Source organism: Streptomyces sp. NPDC001816 (assembly GCF_042892235.1).
Classification (GTDB): Bacteria; Actinomycetota; Actinomycetes; order Streptomycetales; family Streptomycetaceae; genus Streptomyces.
This window is the reverse complement of the sequence record NZ_JBIATY010000002.1, coordinates 702,180-725,380: the sequence shown is the minus strand read 5'-3', so window position 1 is coordinate 725,380 and position 23,201 is coordinate 702,180. Positions and strand designations below refer to the sequence as shown.

Genomic DNA, 23,201 nt, shown 5'->3' with positions numbered 1-23,201 from the left:
CAGGTGGCGGTGGTGTCAGCAGGGCAATCCGGGGTGACGTCCCGGACCCTGCGTCACTACGACGAGATCGGATTGCTTGCTCCCGCGTACATCGGCGGCAACGGCCACCGCACTACGAGCAGGCTGGACGACACTCGACATGGGAAAGTTCAGCAGGCCGGAGAACATGTTCACCGGCTTCGACACCGCCCGATACGGGTCGCCCGCCCGCGCGCAGTGGCCTGCCCAGGCGCAGCAGTCGGCGCAGTTCGCCGCCACGCTGAGCTCCTGACCGGCGAGGTCATCACCGGCGGCGTGTGGGGTGGGAACTCTCCATCTGTCTGTGCGCTGTACCGTCTCCGGAGGCGATCACCAGGAGGGGCGGGATGACGAGCGGTCTCCAGTTCAGTTGGGAACTGAGAGGCAGTGGTTGGGCAACCTGCCGCATCAAAGACGACTTCGCGAACCGGAAGGACGTCGTCAGCTACTGCACGGACGCCCTTGCCGACGTGCTTCACGGTGTGGCCGGTCTCTACGGTCCCACTGCTGTCCAGCGCTTCTCCTTCGATCTTGAGCCGGCCGAAGTGAGGTGGGTACTGCGCGGCAGCGGTGTGGACGTTGACATGGCGATCTACCGCTTTCCTGACATGTCGTCGGCCTTCGATCTGCCCGACCAGGACGGCACGCTCGTCTGGGGTTCCACGCACCCCCGAACCGTCCTCGCTCACGCCGTCTTGGAGGCTGCTCAGTCAGTACTGCGGCTTCACGGTGAGGAGGGTTACCTGGCGGAGTGGATGCGACACCCCTTTCCCGTCGCTGCACTGCAAGACCTCCGCCGACTGCACCTCCAGCACGACAAGTGTGAACGCCAACACGATGTGGCCTTCCCAGCAGTCGGTAAGTGATCAGGCAGCAGAACGACGACCTGCGGCCGACTTTCTCGGTGCGCTCAGCGGGCGGTGCCGGTGGCGCCGCCCGGGAACTCCAGGTCGGCATAAAGCCACTCGTCGACTCCCGAGGTGGCGACCATGGCCTCGACGTGCCGGAGATCGCCCAGTTCCCCGCTGTCCAGCAGCTCGTGCAGGCGCCGGCTGACCGGGTGGAACAGGTAGTGGAAGCCCTCCATGAACACGGTGCCGGACTTGGCAGCGGCCTCGCGGGCCTCGGTCGCCTCCTCGGCGTTGCTCGCGGACGGCTTCTCGGTGAGGACGTGCTTTCGAACAAGCGGTGTTCCCCGCCACCCTCGACGCGCTGGTCACCGCCGACCTGGAGACCGACTCAGTGCACCAGACCCTGCGCCGCCTCGGACTGCACCCGACCATCGGCTCCTCCGTCCTCACCGCACGCACGGCCGACCAGGACGCACCCGGCCGATGCGACGCCCGCAACGCCCTGATGCTCCTCGACTGAAGCGGGTCGTCCGGGTCCGGCTGTTGGTGTCAGCCCGAACTCAGCCGCCCTGGACTGCGTCGGGGTGATCGGCGACGTAGTCCTGCACGACCGACAGGAAGCTCAGGTCGGGCTCCAGACCGAGTGCGGCAGCGCGTCTGTTGTCGAAGACGGCGGGCCACGAGGCAACGATGGCCTCGATGGCTGGGTCAGGAGCCAGGGTCACCAGGTCGGCGACGGTATCGCCGGCCACCTTCCGCAGCGTGGCGAGCATCTCGGCGACCGTGACCGTGAGCGCGGGAAGGTTGACAGGCGCTTGGCCTTCGAGCCGACCCGGCCCGACGCCGCGCTCGGCCTCCGCGATGCGGAGGATTCCCTGGATGGTCCGTCGCGGTGAGGCGAGGGCCACGCGCAGGTCGGGCCGTACCGGGCAGGTCGCCGGGAGTCCGGCGAGCGGTTCGCGGACGATGCCGGAGAGGAAGCCGGAGGCGGCCGCGTTCGGGCGGCCCGGCCGCACCGCGACGGTCATCAGGCGGGCGACGCGTCCGTCGAGGAAGCCACGGCGCGTGTAGTCCGCGATCAGATGCTCGCAGATGAGTTTCTGGGTTCCGTAACTCGACTGCGGCATGGGCATGGACGCCTCGCTGACCACCGGAGGCAGGGGCAGCTCAGGACTCGAACCGTAGACGGCGAGGCTGCTGGCGAACACCACGCGGGGCGTCGGCCCGTCGGCGGCCGCCTGGGCACGGGCAGCGTCGAGGAGGGCGCGGGTGGTGTCCACATTGGCGCGCATGCCGAGGCCGAAGTCGGCCTCGCACTCGGCCGACACCGCGGCGGCGAGATGAAACAGCACATCGACCGGCTCGGCAAACAGGTCGTCGAGGCGGTCGATCAGGTCGCCGTGTACGACGTCCACGAGCGGGTCCGTCGCCGCCGGGAAGTCGGGCTGCACGACGCGATCGGCAAGCACCAGTCGGGTTATCGGTGCGCCACGAAACGTGCGTGTCTGCAGCAGTGTGGCGACCAGCCGGCGTCCCAGGAAGCCGAAGGCGCCCGTGATGACGACCCTCACTTGTCTTCTCCTCGCGTGCGTGCGGGGCGTGGCACTGTCCAATGCAGCGTCACCCCGCGTGGCCGTACAGGGAGCCGGAGCGCGCGCCGGTCAGCAGAGCACTCACCGTAACGAGCACTCCCCCGACCAGGACCGCAGGCAATGGCCGACACGCTGCTCCCCGTCGCTTGCCCAACACCATGGTAGAGACGAACTCATGTGACATGAAAGGAAGTTGTCGGCAGGCCCCTGGCAGGCCCCATGTGGCGTCGGCAGCAGCCCCCGGGCACGGCGGACGGCTGCGGCTTGAGTGGCCGGCGGACGGCTGCGGCGCCGCGTTCGCCCGGCGGTACTGTGACGCGCAAACCCAGGTGGACCACCTGCTCATGACCGGCGGCTCCGGCGATCCCGGGGGCCGGTCGGGCAGGTCGGCTCCCTCCGCGTACGGAAGGTCACCGCCGATGCCCCAGCCCGCCATGGCCACTGCCGCCGCCATCGTCGCCACCCCGGTCCTCGCCGAGGTCGTCCGTTCCGGATTCGTCGAGGGGCGGCACCGGGGCAGCCTGGTGCTGCTCGCCGCGGACGGCTCGGTGGAACTGGCACTCGGTGGAGTGACGTCCCCCGTCTTCCCGCGCTCCTCCAACAAGCCGATGCAGGCGGCCGGTGTGCTACGGGCCGGCCTGGACCTCGCGGGCGAGCGGCTGGCGCTGGCGGCCGCGAGCCACTCCGGTGAGGCCTTCCACCGCGACCTGGTGCGCACGATGCTCGACGAACACGGACTGAGCCCTGAACACCTGCAGTGCCCGCCGTCCCTCCCCCTGGACCAGGAGGAGCAGGAGGCCTACCTGGCAGCGGGCGCACGCCGCGACCGGGTGGCCATGAACTGCTCCGGCAAGCACACGGCGATGCTGGCGGCCGCCGCACTGCGGAACTGGCCGCTGGACTCGTACCTCGACTCCGACCACCCGCTCCAGCAGCTCATCCGCACCGTGGTGGAGGAGGCGGCCGGCGAGCCGGTGGCCGCCGTCGGCACGGACGGCTGCGGGGCGCCGCTGATGGCGATCAGTCTGACCGGGCTTGCCCGGGCCTTCCGCTCCTTCGTCCTGGCCGCGCCCGGCACACCCGAGCGGCGGGTCGCCGACGCCATGCGCGCCCACCCCGAGTACGTCGCCGGAACCCGCCGCCACGACACCTGGCTCATGCGGGGGATACCGGGCGCCCTGTCGAAGGTGGGCGCCGAGGCCGTGCAGGCCGTCGCCCTGCCCGACGGCCGCGCCCTGGCCCTCAAGATAGAGGACGGTGGCGCCCGGGCCCTGGGGCCGGTCCTGGCCCGCGCGCTTCGTCTGACCGGCCTGACCTCGCCCGTGATCGACCGCGTCGGCCGTATGCCGTTGCTGGGCGGAGGGCTGGAGGTGGGAGAGGTACGGGCCGTGTTCTGAGGCGTAGGCGCTGAGGGAGAAGCCTCTCGTCGCCCGTCATCGCCCGTCATCGCCCGTCATCACTCCTCATCGAACCGCTCTGCTCCGGTTGTCCGAGGCGCAGGACGCGCAGGTGGACGCCGAACTGGCCATGCGCCGCGGCCATCTGAGCTGGGATGCGGGGCACGTCGAGGAGTCGCTCGAACTCTTCCGGCCGGCAGGAAAGTTGTACGAGCAGGCCGGAAGTCCGGCGGGCGTGGCCCACGCTGCCGTGTCGGAGGCCTGGGCGATGCCGCAGCTGGGGCACCGCGAGGAGGCGGCGCAGCGGGCCCGGGAGGTGCTCGGCGTTCCACACACCGACCCGGCGTGACCGCCCGCTCTGACGGCCCGGATCACGCTCGGCGTCGCCATCGCCCACGAGGAACCGGACGAGGCGGCTGAACACCTGCGCCATGCACTGGCGCTGGCCCGCGACGACGGGCACCTGCACAACCAGGCGTGGTCTCTCAAGGAAGCGCTGGCCCACGAAGGCATCGCGATCGTCCTCGACGGGACTGATCCGGGCGGGGCCGCCGAGCACCGTGCAGCGGGGCAGGCCGTCCGGCAGGAACTCGACCCCGGGGCTTACTGATCGGCTCAGCGAGAAGCCCTTCGCCTGTGCGGAGACCAGTGAACCTGTTCCGTCAGGTGGTACGTCTGCGTCGGCGGGCGGTGTTGATGAGGGTGTGCAGCATCGCCTGGGCCGTGGGAAGCCGGTTCGCCGCCTGGCGCCAGACCAGGGATCGGGGGCCGTCGAGCACCTCTGAGGCGATCTCCTGCCCGCGGACGGCCGGCAGGCAGTGCATGGCCACGGCATCGCGCGGCGCATGGGAGAGCAGGGCGTCGTCGACCCGGTAGGCGGCCAGCTGTTCGGTCCTTTCGGCGCGTTCGTGGTGTCTGTCCATGGGCACCCACACCTCGGCGTAGACGGCCTGCGCGGCGCCGACAGCCTCGATCGGCTCGGCGGTGAGCGTGACGGAACCGCCGGTCTGCGCCATCAGCTCACGGGCCTCGCCGAGGATGTCCTCCTCGGTCTCGTAGCCGGGCGGAGTAGCGACGACGAGGTGCATGCCGGAGGCCGCGCACGCCGCGAGGAACGAGTTGCACGTATTACTCGTGCCGTCCCCGATGAAGGCGGCGGTCATGCCGGCCAGGGTGCCGAAGTGCTCGCGCAGCGCGAGGAGGTCGGCGAGGGACTGGCACGGGTGGTGGGTGTTGGACAGGGCATTGATGACCGGCACCGTCGAGGCGTCGGCCATCTGCTCCACCGTGGCGTGGTCGAAGGTGCGCACCGTGATCGCGTCGAGGTAGGACGACAGGACGCGGGCGGTGTCGCCGGCCGTCTCGCCGTGGCCGAACTGCAGGTCCTCACGGTTCAGCACGATGGCCGCCATGCCGAGGCGCTGGGCAGCCGTGGCCAGGGACACCCGGGTCCGTGTGGACGGCTTCTCGAAGATGCACCCGATGGCGCCCCCTCGCAGATCGCGCTCCCACCCCAGCGGCTCCCGCTTCATGCCCTCCGCCAGGTCCAGCAGCCCCACCAGGGTCTGTGGGTCGAGGTCGCTCACCCGCAGCAGATCATCGGGGACTTTGCCATTCACAGCCGGACGGTTGGCCTCACAGGTGGGGATCGGCTGGGTCATCGTGGCTCTCCCGCTCCGTTCACGCGGTCGGGGCTCTTTGTCGCCAGTGTGATCGGCGGCTGCCATCGGCGCACACCGGCACCTTCCGACGGGTGAACTGTCGCCCAACCCTGGTCGCCATCAGGCAGGCACCGGCGGGCCGGTTGCTCAACCGGCGGCGACGCGCTGCACGACGGGGCGCCAGGACTCCAGAGCCGCCACTCGCAGGCCCACCACCTTGCCGGCGTCGTCGGCGCGGCGCAGCGCGATCGCCCCGGAGAAGTCGGGGTCGGTCTCGAAGGCGCTCGCTTCCGGCGGAGTCATGGGACCGCCCTGGCAGCCTAGGGTCCGTGCGCTCTCCGGGGAGAGCGCGAGGTGTGGGTCGGCGGCGGCGAGGTAGCGCTTGGCCGGGACGTGCAGGGCGACCAGGCGGGCGACCCGGGGTCCCAGCAGGCCCCGCACCGCCGTCGCGGCGTGTGCGCCGTGCCCCGCTTCGTCGCCGGGCGCGAGGTAGTGGCCGATGTCGTGGACCAGTCCGGCCACCTGAAGTTCCTCGTCGTCCGGGTGGCGCTCGGCCAGCACGGCGGCGACCTGGAGGCCGTGGTCGAGGATGTCCACCGGGTCGCCGGAACGGTCCGGGGTGTCCCAGACGTCCGCGCAATCGGCCAGCAGAGCCATGAGCGCGTCCACGGTCGGTATCGGGTCGTACGTCACGGGGCGACACTGCCGCAGTGGGACGTACGGCAGGTGACGGCAGGTTGTACTCCGCTTGCGCGGCGCCCGATGAACCCGCGTGCGTGCCGACGACGCCGTCCTGACGTGTCGTGTCTCAGTCGTCGCCGACGAGCGCGAACGCGAAGGCGAAACGGCGGTCGACCCAGCCCGCCCGCACGGTCACCTGCTCGCTCCCCTCCGAGACCATGACAATGTTGTCCTCGGCCCGCCACTCCAGCGCCCGTGCCCTGGAACGCTGATCACCGCCGTCGGCCCCCAGGTCCGCGATCGCGTCCAGGACTCCCCCGATGAGCTTCTCGACCAGACGTCCGGTGATCTCCTTGGCATCCCCGCGCCGGCCCACTCGCTGCGGCCCAAGACCTCCGGTTGGCCGGGCTGCTCGATGCGCCAGGAGTGCTTGAACGGACGGCGCTTCGGCGGTACGCGCACCAGGGTGCCGACGGCCTGCCCCACCCCGTCACGCACGATGTGCCGCCGCTCTCCGCCGACCTCCACGGCCGGTTCCACGTAGCACAGCAGGCGTCGCGCGCCCGGATCCTCGAAGAAGGTCTGCTCGGGGCGGACGGCAGGCCAGGCGGATGAACCTCGGTGGCTCCTGCGCCTTCTGCCTGCCGAACCCCAATTCCCCTGCACGGCCCGCGCGCCCCACCCGACGGCTCGGCGCGGTCGGCGACTCAGCTCGTCCGGGACTAGGATCGGCGCGGCAGCTTCCAGTTCGGGCGCGGGAAGTGGCAGGTGTAGCCGTTCGGATAGCGCTCCAGGTAGTCCTGGTGCTCGGGCTCGGCCTCCCAGAAGTCGCCCACGGGCTCGACCTCCGTGACCACCTTCCCCGGCCACAGCCCGCTCGCCTCGACGTCTGCGATCGTGTCCACGGCGACGCGGTGCTGTTCCTCGTCGGTGTAGTAGATGGCGGACCGGTAGCTACGCCCGAGGTCGTTGCCCTGGCGGTCCCGCGTGGTCGGATCGTGGATCTGGAAGAAGAACTCCAGGATGTCGCGGTAGCTCGTGGCCGTGGGATCGAAGAGGATCTCGATGGCCTCGGCGTGGTCGCCGTGGTTACGGTACGTGGCGTTCGGCGTGTCACCCCCGCTGTACCCGACGCGGGTGGACTTCACGCCCGGCTGCTTGCGGATCAGGTCCTGCATGCCCCAGAAACAACCGCCCGCCAGTACGGCTCGCTCGGTTCCCACTGTCATCGGTCGCTCCCTCGTGTCGAGCCGCGCTCCGGCACGGTCTTTGACGTGCCGGTTCTCACGTTCATCCAGCTTACTTGCTCGGACATTGAAACCTTGATCGAGTGGCCGCCGTGCGACAGCGGCCGGGAGGGGCCATGACCGTGACGGGTCTGCTGTCCGACCGCGATCGCTGCTGTCCAGCCGTGATCGTTACTGCCCTGCGGTCATCCTCGCGATCGCGGTCAGCGTCTGCCGGCTCGGGCCAGCGCGGCCTCGGCCTCGGCGGCCAGGGTGGCGACCAGATCGGCTGCGGACGGCAGATCGTTGATGAGGTCGACGCCCTCGCCGGCCCACTGCGGCAGCGCGGGGATCTCCCCTGCTGCCACGGCGTCCTGGTACGCCTGCTGGGCATGCGGGTCAGCGGCGAGTGTGTCCTCCCGGCCCCGCCATCCGTCGAGGAACGGATGACCAAGGGTGCGCGCGGTGTACCGGGCCGGCCACCGCGAGCCGCGGGCGATGTCCAGCACCCTGTTGCGCTCTGTGTCCTCTCCGCGTCCCTCGACGATCGCCTTGGCCGTCGCGGGGGCGACCAGGGCCTCGGTCGTGGCTTGGAAGCGGGTGCCGAGCAGTGCTCCGGCAGCCCCCAGTGCCAGGGCGGCCGCCACGCCGCGGCCGTCCGCGATTCCGCCGGCCGCCAGCACGGGCACCGGTGCCGCCAGGTCCACCACGACGGGCACGAACGGCAGTGTGGACCGCCCGTGCCGGGCTCCGTGCCCACCGGCTTCGGTGCCCTGCGCCACGATCACATCGGCGCCCAGATCCACCGCCCGTCGGGCCTCTTCGAGGTCGGTGACCTGGAGGATCAGTGGTGTGCCCGCGCTGCGGATGCGCTCCACGAACGGACTGGGGTCACCGAAGGACAACATCAACGCCGCCGGCTCGTGCTCCAGCGCCCGCGCGACCACACCGTCGTCGATCGCCCAGGCCTGAAAGCCGATGCCCCAAGGTTTCCCCGCGCTCTCGCCCACCAGGACGGGCAGCTCGCGGCTCAGCCACTCCTGGTCGCCGTTCCCGCTGCCCAGCAGACCAAGCCCACCGCCACGGGAGACCGCCCCGGTCAGGGCACCACCGGCCGACCCACCCATCGGAGCCAGGGCAATCGGATGCTCCACACCGAACAGATCCGTGAACGCCGTCGCCAATCCCATGACGGCAATCCTCACCTACCTGTCGTGCGGGTTGCAGCGAATTCGACTCCCTCGACCCAGCCCTGCAATCAGCTGCCGATCGTGGTCACGTCGTCGCTGTGCTCCGGTCCCGGCCCACCTCGTGCGATCCGCGACAGATCCGTCATCAGCGAGCCCAGCCAGGACACGGTGGAGTAGTACAGCCGCGGCGCGCCGGGCGGCTCCGTGGCGAATCCCGCCAGCGCCGGGTCGAGCGGTGGCAGTGGTGCGGTCGGGGTGTCACCGCCGGGGTCCAGCGCTGCCGAGACGAGCAGCATGCGTCCGGCCACCCGGTCGCCCAGCCCGTCGGCGGACTCGGCTGCCGCCGGCCCCAGGCCGGTGAGCGGCGGCTCCAGGAGCCGCTCCGAGCCCCACAGGGTGTGGTGACCGGCCATCAGCGTGGCCTGCCAGTCCACTTCGGGCAACGCCACCCCGCGCCGCCGCCCGCCGAAGGGTGTCGGCTCGCTCTGGAACTGCGCGTAGGCGGACTCCGCGAGGATGACCGCGTGCTGGAGTGACCGGTGGCCGGTCGCCGCGGGCGGCGCGGCCGTCGCCCCGCCTCCGGCCACCGAGGCGCTGGTCGCCACCACGATCTCGGCTGCGCGGCGCAGGAGCCCCGCCACCGCGCGGCACAGTTCGTCGTGGGCACCGCGGGGCCAGGCCAGCAGGCCGAAGACCGCGCCGATGGCGCTGCCGACGAGGACGTCCAGCATCCGGACCTCCGCCAGCTGCCACGTCGGCGGCGCCAGCTGGGCGAAGACGAGGGCCACGAGCACGGTGAACATCCCCTGCGCCCAACCGACACCCTTGACCGGCCCGACCGTGAAGGCGACCAGCATCCCCAGCGGCAGGAGGACCGCGTACACCGTGGTGTCGGCACCCACCAGGACCAGTGTCCCGGCGGTCACCAGGGCGCCGGCCAGCGTGCCGGCGAGAGCCAGGCGGATGGTGCTCCAGGTCTCGTCCATGGTGGTCCGGGTGAGGGTGAGCGTGGCCAGCATGGCCCAGAACCCGTGGGGCAGCGTGTCCACCCCGGCCACCAGCCGGGCCGCCGTCAGAGCCATGGCGATGCGCACCGCGTTCTGGAAGAACACCGACCGGCGCTCGGCGTGGCCCCGGATCCGGTGCCACCACAGTGACGGGGCCCAGACCGAGGCGTACCAGAAGCGCCCCGCCGCCGCCTCCACCGAGGCCTGCCTGCCTCGTACGGCGAGATCGGCCGCCGTGGCCATGGTCAGCGCGGCGTCGGCGATCTCCAGTACGGCGGCGTGCCGGCGCAGTTCGGCGGGCGGGAAGTCCACTCCGGGACCGGCCCCGTCGGTGGAGGCGGGAGCCGTCGCGGACGAGGCCGCCAGACGTGCGCGGGCAGTGACCAGTTCCTGGTACGGCGCCTCGGGCGACGTGCCCGCCCTCAGGCAGCTTTCGGTTGCTGTGGCCAGTCGCGCGACCGCGTTGAGTACGGCGATCACGGCTGGGCCCGGAGGGTCGCCCGGCGTCACGGGCAGTTGCGTCAGTCGGTTGAGCAGGGTGCGGGTGGCCAGACCGGTGTGAGTGAGGGCGCGGTCGCGCATCCCTGGTCCCGCCGGGCGCTCCGCCTCCGGCACGGTCACGGACCGCAGTGCATGGCCGGCCTCGTGGATGGCGCGGATGTCCGCACCGGTCAGGGCATAAGGAGGAGCGGCGAGGAGGGCCGTGCAGCGTGCGGCGGTGTGCGCTGCCTGTGCCGCCCGCTCCTGGTAGGTCGGCGGAGCGGGCACCGGGAGGATCAGCGCCTCGGCGGCGATGAGCAGGGTCAGCCCGGTCGTCGTGCCGATCAGCCGCTCGCCGAGGGAGGCCGGATCGTACGGCGGGAAGGACGGCAGGATGTAGAGGAGTTGCAGGCCAGGCGCCGCTCCTGCCGGTCGCGGTCCGCCCACGGCGGAGAAGGCCAGCGCGAAGCCGACCACGAACATGCCGGTGACGGCGCTCCAGGTCCGCACCGACAGATAGGTGCCGATCACCACCAGCAGCCAGCACACCGGCAGCGCGTGCAGCACCACCGCGGCCCGCTGGCGCCCGGTCCCGGGGATCTTGGAGAGTCCGCCCAGCGCCACGGTGCCGAAGAGGGCGTAGGTGGCTGCGACGGGGCTGTCGAGGCCGTACCGGAAGAGGTAGAAACCGGCCGCGGCGACCACGGTCACGCGCAGCGCGCGGCGGCCCGGGGCGGCGTAGGCTGCCGGGATCCAACCGGCTGACACACCACACACCCCTACAGGATCACGCACCACGCGACGCCCGGCACCCAGAGCCTGTCCTGGGCGGCCGACCTCCGTGCCCGCTGCCGACCCACACTGCCGACTCCGCAGAGCCACGGCCACGTGGCGAGCGGCGGCCGCGGCGGTGACCTCGTACATTGAATAAATGGGCGTCACTGCCGGCACCGGGCAGCCGACCGTGGATCAGGTCGACTACGCCGCGCTGTTCGCCGCCGCCCCCAGTCCGTATCTGGTGCTCAGCCCCGCCCTCGTGATCGTCGGCGTCAATGAGGCTTACTGCCGGGCGACCGGCCGCACCAGTCAGGAACTACTCGGGGAGCGCTTCTTCGACGCCTTTCCCGACAACCCCGCCGACGCCAAGGCCAACGGAGTCCTCAACCTCTCCACCTCGCTGGAGCGGGTGCTGGCCACGAGGAAACCGGACACCATGGCGGTTCAGCGGTACGACATCCCCATCGCCGGGCAGCCGGACGCCTTCGAGGAGCGCTGGTGGTCCACGGTCAACACCCCGGTTGTCGGGCCGGACGGACGAGTCGCATGGATCATTCACAGGGTCGAGGACGTGAGCTCCTTCGTCCGTGAGCGCCGACAGCGGCAGCGGGACAGCACCGCCCCTCAAGGCCGACCGGCGGAGGGCATGGAGGCCGAGCTGTACGCCCGGGCCAAGGAACTGGAACGTCTGAACGATGAGCTGCGGCGTGCGCACGCGCGCGAGCGGCAGGTGGCGATCACGCTGCAGGAAGCCATGCTGCACTCGCCGGACCTGGCCCGGCACTCGAATGTGGCGGTGCGCTATCTGCCCGCCATCGGCTCACTGAACGTGTGCGGCGACTGGTACGACACCGCCGATCTGACCGACGGGCGTTTCACCGTCGCCGTCGGCGACGTGGTCGGCCATGGTCTGGAGGCCGCCACCGTCATGGGGATGCTGCGCAGCGCGCTGTCCGCGGCCAGCCGGGCCGTCGCGGGCCCCGCTCAGGCGCTGGAGATCCTGGGCCTGTACGCCCGCTCCGTGGACGGTGCCCTGGCGGCCACCGCCGTGACAGCCCTGGTCGACACGCGTTCACAGTTGATCGTCTACTCCAGCGCGGGCCATCCGCCTCCCGTGCTGATGCACCGCCACGGCGCCTGCGAACTGCTGGACCGTGCGACAGATCCGCCCCTGGGGGCCCGTCCGGCGCATGTCCCGCGCCCCCAGGCCGGTACCGCATATCACCGCGGCGACGTTCTCGTCCTCTACACCGACGGCCTCATCGAACGCCGAGACGAGGACATCGACACCGGGCTGCAGCGCCTGGCCGACGCCCTGGCCCAGTGCCTGGGGCTCGGCCCCGAGCGCCTGGCCGACACCCTGCTCGCGCGTCTCGGCGTCAGCCATGGTGCTCGGGACGACATCGCCCTGGTCGTCGTCGCGTTGTGAGCCCCGCCCCGTCGTCAGTCCGCAATTCCAACTCGGTCGATTCCGCATGGGCCGACCATTGAAAGCTGAACAATACTCATCAGTAATTGAGTATTGACTCCACGGGCGGCACTGGCGATCCTTGGGCGCACTTTGCAAAGAGCATGACAAACCGGTGTGCGCAAGGGTCTTCGAACCCCGGACGTCCTCGTCCGTCGACCGCGCATCCCGCCTACCGAGGGACGTGGGCCGTGGCCATATCCAGACGCCGGTACTACAGACGCAAGAACGTCACCATGGGGTCACTGCTCCTCCTCGTACTGGCCGTTCTCCTCGGCCCCACCCCGAGTTCGGCAGCCGGGAACGAGTGGTGGGTCCCGACGGCACGGCCCTCGCCGGACTCCCAGATCAACGTCACCGGCGAGCCGTTCACCGGCACCAACTCCAAGGGCGAGGTGCGCGGGTTCGTCGACGCCCACGACCACCTGTTCGCCAACGAGGCCTTCGGCGGGCGCCTGATCTGCGGCAAGACGTTCTCGGAGGCCGGTATCGCCGACGCGCTGAAGGACTGCCCCGAGCACTACCCCGACGGCTCGCTGGCCGTCTTCGACTTCATCACCAAGGGCGGTGACGGCCGACACGACCCGGTCGGCTGGCCCACGTTCAAGGACTGGCCCGCCCATGACTCGCTGACCCACCAGCAGAACTACTACGCGTGGGTGGAACGGGCCTGGCGCGGCGGCCAGCGGGTGCTGGTCAACGACCTCGTCACCAACGGCGTGATCTGCTCGGTGTACTTCTTCAAGGACCGCAGCTGCGACGAGATGACGTCGCTCCGGCTGCAGGCGAAGATGACGTACGACCTGCAGGCGTACGTCGACAAGATGTACGGAGGTCCGGGCAAGGGCTGGTTCCGGATCGTCACCGACAGCGCGCAGGCCCGTGACGTCATCAAGCAGGGCAAGTTGGCGGTCATCCTGGGTGTGGAGACCTCCGAGCCCTTCGGCTGCAAGCAGATCCTGGACGTCGCGCAGTGCGACAAGAAGGACATCGACGCCGGCCTGGACGAGCTGTACTCGCTGGGTGTGCGCAGCATGTTCCTGTGCCACAAGTTCGACAACGCGCTGTGCGGAGTCCGCTTCGACTCGGGCGGGCTCGGAACGGCCATCAACGTCGGGCAGTTCCTGTCGACCGGCACCTTCTGGAAGACGGAGAAGTGCGCGGGGCCGCAGCACGACAACCCCATCGGCTCGGCCGCGGCGCCCGGGGCCGAGGCGAAACTCCCGGCGGGCGTGACGGTTCCGTCGTACGCCTCGGACGCGCAGTGCAACGTCCGTGGGCTCACCGACCTCGGTGAGTACGCCGTACGCGGCATGATGAAGCGCAAGATGATGCTGGAGATCGACCACATGAGCGTCAAGGCCGTCGGCCGCGCGCTCGACATCTTCGAGTCCGAGTCCTACCCCGGTGTGATCTCCTCGCACAGCTGGATGGACCTGAACTGGACCGAACGGGTCTACGGCCTCGGCGGCTTCATCGCCCAGTACATGCACGGCTCCGAGGGATTCGTGGCCGAGGCGAACCGCACCAAGGCGCTGCGGGACAAGTACGGTGTCGGGTACGGCTACGGCACCGACATGAACGGTGTCGGCGGCTGGCCGGGACCGCGGGGCGCCGATGCGCCCAACAAGGTCACGTACCCCTTCCGCAGCGTCGACGGCGGCTCCCTCATCGACCGGCAGACCACCGGTGAACGCACCTGGGACCTGAACACCGACGGTGCCGCGCACTACGGCCTCGTCCCGGACTGGATCGAGGACATCAGGCTCGTCGGCGGCCAGGGCGTGGTGAACGACCTCTTCCGGGGCGCCGAGTCCTACCTCGGCACCTGGGGCGCGACCGAGCGGCACCAGGCGGGCGCCAATCTCGCCAACGGGGCCTCGACCACGGCCAGTTCGACCGAGTGGAACCCGTTCGTCAGCTATGCGTCGAGCCGCGCCGTGGACGGCACCCGGGACACCCGCTGGGCCAGCGACTGGAGCGACGACCAGTGGCTGCGGATCGATCTGGGCTCGACCCACCGGGTCGGACGGGTCACGCTCGACTGGGAGCGCGCGTACGGGAAGTCGTACCGTATCGAACTCTCGACGGACGGCGTGAACTGGAAGACCGCCTGGTCGACCACCACCGGTGACGGCGGCCTCGACACCGCACGCTTCACCGGAACGCCGGCCCGGTACATCCGCGTCGTGGGCACGGAACGCGGGACCAAGTGGGGGTACTCGCTGTACGAGGTCGGCGTGCACAGCGACTGACGACGGCTCCGGCGAGTCCGACCACCGCGCGACGGTGCCGCCGCTGTACGAGCCGGCGGCGCCGTCGGGCGGCTACGTCCTCGTGTCGTCCACGAGGACGCAGCACAGCAGTTCCTACTCGGTCACCTTCAGCAGCTTGTTGGGCGTTCCGCTGCTCGGGTTGGTGATCTTGTCACTGGTCGCCGCGCCGACCAGTGCGGAGGCGACCTGGTCGGGCTTGGCGTCCGGGTGTCCGGCCAGGTAGACGGCGGCGGCTCCGGTGACGTGCGGGGTCGCCATGGAGGTGCCGGAGATCGTCTTGGTCCCCTCGTCGCTGTCGTTCCAGTCGGAGGTGATGTCCGAGCCCGGCGCGTACAGGTCCACGATCTTGCCGAAGTTGGAGAAGTCCGACTGGGCGTCGTCCTTCGTGCTGGAGGCGACCGTGATGGCCTCGGGGACCCGGGCCGGTGAACCCTGCCCCGCGTCCGCCGACTCGTTGCCGGCGGCGACGGCGAACGTGACGCCCGAGGCGATGGCCTTCTTGACCGCCTCGTCGAGAGCGGGGTCGGCGCCACCGCCGAGGCTCATGTTGGCCACCGAGGGCCCCTGGTGGTTCTTGGTCACCCAGTCGATGCCGGCGACGACCTGCTCGGTGGTTCCTGAGCCGTTGTTGTCGAGCACCCTGACCGCGACGATCTTGGCCTTCTTGGCGACACCGTGGGCGGTTCCGGCGATGGTTCCGGCCACGTGGGTGCCGTGCCCGTTGCCGTCGTCGGCGTTGTTGTCGTTGTCGACGGCGTCGAACCCGGAACTCGCGCGGCCGCCGAAGTCCTTGTGGCTGATGCGTACGCCGGTGTCGATGACGTACGCGGTCACACCCTCCCCGGCCTTGTCCGGGTAGGTGTACTTGTTGTCACCGGCCGTGTCCGTCTGGTCGATGCGGTCCAGGCCCCAGGACGGCGGGGTGTCCTGGGTGGCGTCGATGTGGAACTTCTTGTTCTGCACCACCGTGGCGACCGCGGGGTCGGCGGCGAGGCGCTTGGCCTCCGTCTCGGTGAGGCTGTCGGCGGAGAAACCGTTCACCGCCGAACCGAAGGTACGGCTGATCTTGCCGCCGTACTCCGTGGCCAGGTCCTTCTTCTCGGCAGCGGAAGCCTTCTGGTCCAGAAGGACGACGAAGCTGCCGGACACGGCTCCTTCAGCGTGCAGGCCGTAGACCTTGCCTTCCGCGGGCTGTCCGGCCTGGGCGGCAGGGGACACGTACACAGCCGCGCCTACGACGGTTGCAACGGCCGCGATCGCGGTGACGGTCTTGGCCTTGCCTATGCGTTTGTGATGCGCCGTCAAGAGGGGTCTCCTCGTTTGCGTGTGGGGGGATTGACGTTCAGGCGGCAAAGTTCTGCTCGCGCTCAGCGAGAGTGCCCACTTGACGCGGTCAGATCAATCCCCTGGTCGCAGCCCCGAGGCCCTCCGACGGCCGATCTTCACAGGGCTTACGCAGGTTCGAAGCAACCCGAATGCAAACGTGCAGCCCTTTGCGCTGGTTGAATCGCCAAGGATCGGTCAAGAATTATCCGTGCCGATCTCTTCACCGACCGTTCACGCAGGCCGGCAGGAGGAGGCCGGAGCGATGGACATCCGCCATCGCCCCGCCCTGTGAAAAACGCGCGGGCCCGCCCTCGGCCGGTCCGGTCAGGCCCCCTCGGGCAGCGCGAAGACCGCGCAGGTGGTGGTGGCGTGCGCGTAGAGCTTGCCGTCGGCGGTGCCGATGATCCTGGCCTCGGCGGTCGCGGTCGTGCGGCCCGCGTGGACCACGGTGCCCTCGCAGCGCAGGGTCGGGGTGTCCGCGAAGACGGGGCGCACCATGTGCACTCCGAGCTGGATCGTCGCGTACGCGCGTCCCACGGGGAGCGTCGACATCACCGCGCTGCCGAGCGCCGAGTCGAGGAGCGTGGCGAGGAATCCGCCGTGCACCGTGCCCATGGGGTTGAGCAGGTGCTCGCCGGGCTCACCCTCGAAGACCGCCCGGCCCTGCTCCACCGCCACGAGACGGAATCCGAGCGTCCCGCCGATCGGCGCCTGGGGAAGACGGCCCTCGACACACATCTCGAGCACCTCCAGACCAGAGTGGCCGGCACCGTCGGCATAGCTGGTGGGCGGTGCCCACGTATGGGTGCGGGAGCGGACGGTGGGCCCCGCGCCGCGCTGGGCCTCGGTGTCCGTCGCCGGCGCGGGGGTCATGGATGTCATGATCGGTGGATCTCCTGTGCTTACGGGTGTCGGGAGCGCGGTGTGTGGCGTGCGGGGCCGTCAGGGCAGCTTGACCGCGAGCAGGTCGACAGGCCGGATGTCGGGGGCCGAGACGAGCATCGTCTCCGCGGCACCCATGAGCGCGGCGGCGATCCGTCCGCGCAGGTGCTCGGCGCGGTCCTCGTCGTTCTCGAAGGTGTCGAAGACACCGAAGGTGGTGGCGTCCTCCCGGAAGGCGAACCAGGTGAGGGTCCGCTGCTCCTCCTCGGCGAGCTTCACGGCCTCGGTCAGCATCCGGGCGATCTCGTCGGCGTGCTCCGGCTTGGCCTCGATACGGGCCAGCAGACCGATCTTGTTCATGGTGGGCTCCTTCGGCTCGGTCGTGTGTCCCCTCACCGGGGCACACCCTTCACGCTAGGTCGGCGAGCCCTCCGGCCCCAGTGTCGGAAACGACTCCTCTGATAGCGTTTCCGACATGGACGTCTCGGTGCTGGTCTACGACGGCGTGTTCGACTCGGGGCTCTGTGCGGCGCTGGACGTCCTGGAGGCCGCCAACGCGATGCGCGGCGAACTCCCCCAGCCGCCACCGGCCTGGAACGTGACGACGATCGGCTTCAGTCCGCAGGTGCGCACCGGCGCCGGGCACATCGTCACGACCGAGCCCGCGGCCGGCGCGGATACCGCGGATCTACTGCTCGTTCCCGCACTCGCCGAGCGCCGGCCCGACGCCCTCCTGGAGCGGGTAGCGGGGCCCGATCTGTCCGACGTACGGGATCTGATCGCCGGCCGGCGCGGCCGGGGCGCACCCGTCGCCTCGGCCTGTACGGGCACCTTCCTGCTGGCCGAGTCTGGCATCCTGGACGGCCACCGGGCGACGACCACGTGGTGGCTGGCGCCCGTCTTCCGCCGTCGCTATCCGGCCGTCGCGCTCGACGAGACGAGCATGGTCACCACATCGCAGGGGGTGACCACGGCGGGGGCCGCCTTCGGGCACGTCGACCTCGCCCTCGCCGTCGTCCGGATGGCCAGTCCTGCCCTGGCCGACCTGGTCGCCCGCTACCTGGTCGTCGACGAGCGCCCCTCACAGTCCGCGTACACGATCCCGAGTGCCCTCGCGCAGAGCGATCCACTGGTCGCCGCGTTCGAGCGGTGGGCACGCCGGCACCTCGACACTCCGAACAGCCTGGCCGAGGCGGCGCGCGCGCTGGGTGTCAGTGAGCGCACGCTCCAGCGCACCGTCCGCCGGGTCCTGAACACCACGCCGGTGCGGTTCGTCCAGGACCTGCGCGTCGAGCAGGCGACGCATCTGCTGCGGACCACCGATCTGTCCCTGGAGACCATCGCCCGCAAGGTCGGCTACGAGCACGCAGCCACCCTGCGCACGCTGCTGCGCGATCGCACCGGCGCCACCACGACGGGGCTGCGCACGCGCTGAGCAGCCCCGGACCTCTCTTGACTCCGGATCAGAAGGCCGTGTGGGCGAACCAGCGCTGCAGACTCCCGACGTGCCGGGTGAGGTCGCCGGCCAAGCCTGCCCAGGTGCCCTCACCAGCTCACCGCCTTCCGCAGCAGTCCACCGAGACGGAGTCTCGTGGACCCCAATCAGTCACCGAGGAAAATTGGTGCGCCATGTTCAACCGTTGTGGGCCACTTGGTGACATGTCCGTGCGGATGTCTCCGGATTGCGCTGGGATGGCCGACTCATCGTGAGCCGCGGATCGGGGATGGACATGAGCGACTTGACCGAGGCGGTGCCGCCCGGTTCCACCCACATGGCGGAGCGGGCGACATGCGGATGCGGCGGCGGCACACCCGTGGGCGGGCCCCGGGATGAGGAGGACCGGTTCCGGGGTCTGCTGGAGGCGGCACCGGACGCGATGGTGATCGTGGACGACACCGGCATCATCAGGCTCGTCAACGCCCAGACCGAGGCCCTCTTCGGCTACCGACGCGAGGAACTCCTCGGCCACCCCGTCGAACTCCTCGTCCCCGGCCGCTTCCGCACCCACCACACCCAACACCGCAACGGCTACGCCCACAACCAGCAAGTACGCCCCATGGGCGCCGGACTCGACCTCTACGGCCTCCGCAAGGACGGCAGCGAATTCCCCGTCGAGATCAGCCTCAGCCCCCTCGAAACCGCCGACGGACTCCTCGTCTCCGCCGCCGTACGCGACGTCAGCGAACGCAAAGCCGCAGAGGAACGTTTCCGGGGACTGCTGGAGGCGGCACCGGACGCGATGGTCATCGTCGACGACACCGGCACCATCAGGCTCGTCAACGCCCAGACCGAAGCCCTCTTCGGCTACCGACGCGAGGAACTCCTCGGCCACCCCGTCGAACTCCTCGTCCCCGGCCGCTTCCGCACCCACCACACCCAACACCGCAACGGCTACGCCCACAACCAGCAAGTACGCCCCATGGGCGCCGGACTCGACCTCTACGGCCTCCGCAAGGACGGCACCGAATTCCCCGTCGAGATCAGCCTCAGCCCCCTCGAAACCGCCGACGGACTCCTCGTCTCCGCCGCCGTACGCGACGTCAGCGAACGCAAAGCCGCCGAAGAACGCATCAACGAACTCGCCGCGCTGGTCGAGTCCTCCCAGGACGCGATCCTCGCCAAGACCCTCGACGGCCGGATCACCTACTGGAACGCCGCCGCCCAGCGGCTGTACGGGTTCTCGGCCGCCGAGGCGGTCGGACAGCACGTGTCGATCCTCGCCCCGCCCGACCGGGAGGAGGAGATCGTGCTGCTCATGGACCGGTTGCGGCGGGGCGAGAAGGTCGAGCACTTCGAGACGCTGCGGGTGACCCGGTCCGGTGGGATGCTCGACGTCGACGTCACCCTGTGGCCGACCCGGTCCCCGGACGGCACGGTCGTCGGCGCCTGTGCGATCGTCCGCGACATCAGTGACCGCAAACGGGCCGAGGCGGAACTGACCGAACTGTACGAGCAGCAGCGGCACATCGCGCTGACGCTGCAGCGCAGCCTGATGGGTACGCCGCCCGCGATACCCGACCTGGTCACCGCGAGCCGCTACCTCCCTGCCACCCAGGGAGCCGGTGTGGGCGGTGACTGGTTCGACCTGATCCCGCTGGGTGCCGGCCGCGTCGGGGTGCTGATCGGTGACGTGATGGGTCGCGGCCTGGAGGCGGCCGCCGTGATGGGTCAGCTGCGGTCCGCCGCGCACGCGCTGGCCAAGACGGGTATGCGGCCCCGTCAGCTGATGCAGGCACTGGACACGGTCGTGGCCGACCTGAACGTCCCCGACCAGCTGGTCACCTGCTGCTATCTCGTCGTCGCCGCCGACTCCGGCGAAGTGGTCATCTGTTCCGCGGGGCATCTGCCGGTCCTGGTCGCCGTCCCCGGCGAGGGTGCCAGCACCCTGCCCACGCCGGTGAACGCGCCCCTCGGCGTCGGCGGTGTGATCTACGAGCAGCGGACCACGACCATCGCACGCGGCGCCACCCTCGTGCTCTACACCGACGGTCTCATCGAGACCCCGGGGACCGACATCGAGGACCAGCTCACCGAGCTGATCGGCACCCTGGACAAGCTGGCCAGCTCCGGCCTCGACCTGGAGGCCGCCGCCGACCACGTACTGACGACGCTGCTGCCCGACGCGAACGGGCACGACGACGTCACATTGCTGCTCACGCAGGTGCCGGCCGCCCCGCTGGCCACGGCGGGGGCCGAACTGTCCGCGGAGCCGCGCGCGGTGCGTGACGGTCGCGGATTCCTCGCCGCGACCCTCTGCACGTGGGGCTTCGTCGAGCGGGCGGACGACGCGTGTCTGCTGCTGTCGGAGATCCTCACCAACGCGGTGCAGCACGCGCAGGGCCCGATCGGCCTGCGCGTGCGCCACACGGACACCGAGCTGACGGTCGAGGTCAGCGACCCCAGCCCGCAGTTGCCCCAGCCCCGGGTCGCGGCCGAGGAGGAGGAGTCCGGCCGGGGGCTGCAGCTCGTACGGGCCCTCGCCGACGACTGGGGAGTCCGGCCGACCGACGAGGGCAAGACGACGTGGTTCAGCCTCCGGATGGGGCAGCCGGTCGCCCCACGGCCGACAAGGCCGTAGACCCAAGACCGTGGGGTTGTCGGGTGCCGAGGCAGGGGCGTCGGCACCCGGGGACGGTCAGAAGCGGTGGTCGCCGCGGTGGTTGCGGTCGTCGCCGCGGTAGTGACGGTCGCCGTCACCGCGGTAGTGACGGTCGTGGCCCGGGTAGTCGCGATGGTCGTCACGCCCGCCGTCACCCCAGGACGAGACGTCGACGATGCGGCCGTGGTCGTTGCGCAAGGTGGCGGTGTCGGCCTTGCTCCACACGGAGTAGTGGCGGTCCTGGTAGACGTCGGTCGAGCTGTCGCGGCCGACACCGGTGTGGACGCGGACGGTTGCTCCGCTCCCCAGCCAGTAGTTGCGGAAGGTGTAGGTGTTGCCGTCCCGGTCGGACAGGGTCCAGCCGCTCAGGTTCACGTTGCGACTGCTGGGGTTGGTGACGTCGACCCACTCCCGGTTGAGGGCCGGGTTGGATCGCTCGTAGCGGCCATGAACGCTGGACTGCACGTCACCGATGACCACCTGAGCGCGGTCCGGGTACGCGCTCGGTCGGTCGGCGGCGGAGGCGGGCAGCGCCACCGCTCCGACCAGGGCGGCCGCCACGGCGGCAGCTGCAGTCAGACGACGCGGGGTCACAGAAACGGAAGCGGACACAGGGTCCCCCTTGCAGGGTGTGGGCACGTCCGGGCTCCACGGCATCGGGCCGTGGACCGGGGGTGCGGCATGTGAAGAGCGGCCGTGCGGCCGCGCATCCACACCCTCCTGCCCCGGGCAAGAGAAGCAGGGCACACACGAGGCGTGTTACAGATCGTACACATATTGGTGACACTCATATGTATAGTCCATCTATGCGGTGAATGCCCTTTTTATGGCCTTCTCAAGCCATTCCTCACATGAGCGCACACCGGCCTGTCACCCGAAAGTGAGCAACAGCCCTCAGGTGTCTGCCACGCGCACACCGCCGGCCGTCGGCCGTGAAGTGGCTGATTTCGAGCCTTACTTCAGGTAGGACTTGCAAGTCCGGTGGGACTATATGATCAAATCTCCCGATGCGTACCCCCCACATACCGACGCATCAACCTGCCCAGTCCGACGGGCATTCCGCCGAGCGGGTTCCATCCAGCCGCAACCCGTACGACGAACTCGCCGCGCTGGCGGACAATCCGCTGGAGGACTTCCTCACCGACGACACCACGCCGACCTCGCAGGACGACGACGCCGAGGAGCCCTGGGCACCGCCCAACCACCGGCGCGGCAGCCGCCGCCGCAACCGCGCCACCGGCCTGCCCACCGTGGTCAGAGTCCTCGCCTGGGCGCTCACCCTCGCCTGCCTCGTCACCCTCGCCGACCGCTGGGCGCTGCTGTATGCCGAGCACAAGGCCTCGGAGCGGCTCAAGGACCAACTGCATCTCGCCGCCGCCCCCGAGGTACGGATCGGCGGTTTCCCCTTCCTCACCCAGCTGGCCGCACAGCGCCTCGACTCGGTCCGGATCACCGTCCCCGGCGTCCCGGCCCGTCGGGTCACCCTCACCCAGGTCACCGCCACCGCACGCGACATACGTATCGACGGCGACGGACCCACCGCCGTGCGCGGCGCACTCGTGCGGCAGGTGCACGGTCGGGTCCTGCTGTCCTTCGCCGACATGAACCGCGAACTCGGTGCCTCCCAGGTGTCCTTCACGGCCCGCGGGCCGGGCCGTGTCCGGGCGCACGGTGATCTGCGCGTCGCGGGGAACGATCTGCGGGTACGAGCCGACGTCCGCATCCGGCGCGAAGGGGAGCGCGGCATCGCCACCTCCGTGGGCGGCATGCGCCTCGACATCGGTGACCTCGCGACGTACCGGCCCGGCACCGGCCCCGCCGAGGGCCTCCACCTGACCCGCGCCTCGGCACGCCGGCTCACCCGGGAGGCGGAGAAGATCAGGGCCTTTCTGGCCGTCCCGGAGATCGTGCGGCGCCTGGGCGTCCCCGACAGCGCGGTGCGCGCCGCGCTGCACGACGAGGACAGGCTCCATCAACTCACCGGCGCACCGCGCTTCCTGCACGACCTGACCCGGATGAACCTCGTGGACGTGGCGCTCGCCCACCCGGGGCTCCTCAAGCGGCTGGGCCTCGACCTCTCCCTCCTCACCGCACTGACGAAGCTCACCCGCCCGCAGATCGCCGACCGCTTCTCCTTCTCCTTCCAGCTCCCGAAACCGCCTTCGGGCGCCCTGCGCCTGCGGGGCGTGACGGTGCACAAGGACGGCATCCACGCCGACGTCACGGGGTCGGGGCTGCTCCTGGGGCACTGAGCATCCGTGCCGGAATC

General features: G+C 70.3%; 21 protein-coding genes and 2 pseudogenes. 11 read left to right on the top strand and 12 right to left on the bottom strand.

Annotated elements, in window-relative coordinates:
* Positions 1-3: 3 nt before the first annotated feature.
* The 3 genes and pseudogenes from ACFYZZ_RS09040 to ACFYZZ_RS09030 all read left to right on the top strand — a co-directional run.
* Positions 4-111 (top strand): annotated as a pseudogene (locus ACFYZZ_RS09040) (MerR family DNA-binding transcriptional regulator); the annotation flags it as partial.
* A 28-nt stretch (positions 112-139) separates the two neighbouring features.
* Positions 140-271: a hypothetical protein gene (locus tag ACFYZZ_RS09035; protein WP_389173731.1), complete on the top strand. Its 132-nt coding sequence runs from the start codon at positions 140-142 to the stop codon at positions 269-271.
* A gap of 94 nt (positions 272-365) precedes the next feature.
* On the top strand, positions 366-884 hold the full coding sequence (locus ACFYZZ_RS09030) for a hypothetical protein (protein WP_389173105.1): 519 nt from the start codon (positions 366-368) through the stop codon (positions 882-884).
* A 47-nt stretch (positions 885-931) separates the two neighbouring features.
* Here the strand turns inward: ACFYZZ_RS09030 and ACFYZZ_RS09025 are convergent.
* A pseudogene (locus tag ACFYZZ_RS09025) lies at positions 932-1,195 on the bottom strand (gfo/Idh/MocA family oxidoreductase); the annotation flags it as partial.
* An 11-nt stretch (positions 1,196-1,206) separates the two neighbouring features.
* On the opposite strand from ACFYZZ_RS09025, the gene ACFYZZ_RS09020 reads away from it, so the two are divergent.
* Positions 1,207-1,389, top strand: a complete 183-nt coding sequence (locus ACFYZZ_RS09020) for a hypothetical protein (protein WP_389173103.1) — start codon at positions 1,207-1,209, stop codon at positions 1,387-1,389.
* Between the two features lie 40 nt (positions 1,390-1,429).
* Here ACFYZZ_RS09020 and denD read toward each other — a convergent pair whose 3' ends face one another.
* Positions 1,430-2,440: a D-erythronate dehydrogenase gene (gene denD / locus ACFYZZ_RS09015; RefSeq protein WP_389173101.1), complete on the bottom strand. Its 1,011-nt coding sequence runs from the start codon at positions 2,438-2,440 to the stop codon at positions 1,430-1,432.
* Between the two features lie 440 nt (positions 2,441-2,880).
* Between denD and ACFYZZ_RS09010 the strand changes: the two genes are divergently transcribed.
* A complete protein-coding gene (locus ACFYZZ_RS09010) occupies positions 2,881-3,858 on the top strand; it encodes an asparaginase (RefSeq protein ID WP_389173100.1) in 978 nt (325 codons plus the stop codon).
* Positions 3,859-3,946: 88 nt separating this feature from the next.
* Positions 3,947-4,207 carry a hypothetical protein gene (locus ACFYZZ_RS09005; protein WP_389173098.1) on the top strand — a complete coding sequence of 87 codons (261 nt, stop codon included), beginning with the start codon at positions 3,947-3,949 and terminating at the stop codon, positions 4,205-4,207.
* A gap of 313 nt (positions 4,208-4,520) precedes the next feature.
* Here ACFYZZ_RS09005 and argF read toward each other — a convergent pair whose 3' ends face one another.
* The 6 genes from argF to ACFYZZ_RS08975 all read right to left on the bottom strand — a co-directional run bounded on the left by argF (position 4,521) and on the right by ACFYZZ_RS08975 (position 10,871).
* A complete protein-coding gene (gene argF / locus ACFYZZ_RS09000; RefSeq protein WP_389173096.1) occupies positions 4,521-5,477 on the bottom strand; it encodes an ornithine carbamoyltransferase in 957 nt (318 codons plus the stop codon).
* A gap of 189 nt (positions 5,478-5,666) precedes the next feature.
* Positions 5,667-6,212, bottom strand: coding sequence for an HD domain-containing protein (locus tag ACFYZZ_RS08995; RefSeq protein WP_389173094.1), 546 nt, complete (start codon positions 6,210-6,212; stop codon positions 5,667-5,669).
* Between the two features lie 115 nt (positions 6,213-6,327).
* Positions 6,328-6,576 (bottom strand): hypothetical protein, encoded by a 249-nt coding sequence (locus ACFYZZ_RS08990; protein ID WP_389173092.1) that lies wholly within the window; start codon positions 6,574-6,576, stop codon positions 6,328-6,330.
* Between the two features lie 346 nt (positions 6,577-6,922).
* The gene (msrA, locus tag ACFYZZ_RS08985) at positions 6,923-7,429 is read right to left on the bottom strand and encodes a peptide-methionine (S)-S-oxide reductase MsrA (RefSeq protein WP_389173090.1); all 507 of its coding nucleotides are present in this window, start codon (positions 7,427-7,429) and stop codon (positions 6,923-6,925) included.
* Positions 7,430-7,650: 221 nt separating this feature from the next.
* The gene (locus tag ACFYZZ_RS08980; protein WP_389173088.1) at positions 7,651-8,616 is read right to left on the bottom strand and encodes an NAD(P)H-dependent flavin oxidoreductase; all 966 of its coding nucleotides are present in this window, start codon (positions 8,614-8,616) and stop codon (positions 7,651-7,653) included.
* A 68-nt stretch (positions 8,617-8,684) separates the two neighbouring features.
* Complete coding sequence (locus tag ACFYZZ_RS08975) at positions 8,685-10,871, bottom strand: FUSC family protein (RefSeq protein WP_389173086.1); 2,187 nt, start codon at positions 10,869-10,871, stop codon at positions 8,685-8,687.
* 163 nt (positions 10,872-11,034) lie between these two features.
* On the opposite strand from ACFYZZ_RS08975, the gene ACFYZZ_RS08970 reads away from it, so the two are divergent.
* A complete protein-coding gene (locus ACFYZZ_RS08970; RefSeq protein ID WP_389173084.1) occupies positions 11,035-12,309 on the top strand; it encodes a PP2C family protein-serine/threonine phosphatase in 1,275 nt (424 codons plus the stop codon).
* Positions 12,310-12,584: 275 nt separating this feature from the next.
* Complete coding sequence (locus ACFYZZ_RS08965; RefSeq protein WP_389173692.1) at positions 12,585-14,603, top strand: discoidin domain-containing protein; 2,019 nt, start codon at positions 12,585-12,587, stop codon at positions 14,601-14,603.
* 114 nt (positions 14,604-14,717) lie between these two features.
* Here the strand turns inward: ACFYZZ_RS08965 and ACFYZZ_RS08960 are convergent, their stop codons facing one another.
* From ACFYZZ_RS08960 to ACFYZZ_RS08950, 3 genes are all read right to left on the bottom strand, one after another.
* Positions 14,718-15,929: a S8 family serine peptidase gene (locus ACFYZZ_RS08960; protein WP_389173082.1), complete on the bottom strand. Its 1,212-nt coding sequence runs from the start codon at positions 15,927-15,929 to the stop codon at positions 14,718-14,720.
* 345 nt (positions 15,930-16,274) lie between these two features.
* Positions 16,275-16,832, bottom strand: coding sequence for a PaaI family thioesterase (locus tag ACFYZZ_RS08955; RefSeq protein WP_389173080.1), 558 nt, complete (start codon positions 16,830-16,832; stop codon positions 16,275-16,277).
* 60 nt (positions 16,833-16,892) lie between these two features.
* Positions 16,893-17,192, bottom strand: coding sequence for a putative quinol monooxygenase (locus ACFYZZ_RS08950; RefSeq protein WP_389173078.1), 300 nt, complete (start codon positions 17,190-17,192; stop codon positions 16,893-16,895).
* Positions 17,193-17,307: 115 nt separating this feature from the next.
* On the opposite strand from ACFYZZ_RS08950, the gene ACFYZZ_RS08945 reads away from it, so the two are divergent.
* Both ACFYZZ_RS08945 and ACFYZZ_RS08940 read left to right on the top strand, forming a co-directional pair.
* A complete protein-coding gene (locus ACFYZZ_RS08945; protein ID WP_389173077.1) occupies positions 17,308-18,267 on the top strand; it encodes a GlxA family transcriptional regulator in 960 nt (319 codons plus the stop codon).
* 337 nt (positions 18,268-18,604) lie between these two features.
* Complete coding sequence (locus ACFYZZ_RS08940; protein ID WP_389173690.1) at positions 18,605-20,911, top strand: PAS domain S-box protein; 2,307 nt, start codon at positions 18,605-18,607, stop codon at positions 20,909-20,911.
* A gap of 57 nt (positions 20,912-20,968) precedes the next feature.
* Here the strand turns inward: ACFYZZ_RS08940 and ACFYZZ_RS08935 are convergent, their stop codons facing one another.
* On the bottom strand, positions 20,969-21,544 hold the full coding sequence (locus ACFYZZ_RS08935; RefSeq protein WP_389173075.1) for a lamin tail domain-containing protein: 576 nt from the start codon (positions 21,542-21,544) through the stop codon (positions 20,969-20,971).
* Positions 21,545-21,939: 395 nt separating this feature from the next.
* Between ACFYZZ_RS08935 and ACFYZZ_RS08930 the strand changes: the two genes are divergently transcribed.
* Positions 21,940-23,184 (top strand): DUF2993 domain-containing protein, encoded by a 1,245-nt coding sequence (locus ACFYZZ_RS08930; RefSeq protein ID WP_389173073.1) that lies wholly within the window; start codon positions 21,940-21,942, stop codon positions 23,182-23,184.
* The last annotated feature ends 17 nt before the right edge of the window (positions 23,185-23,201 follow it).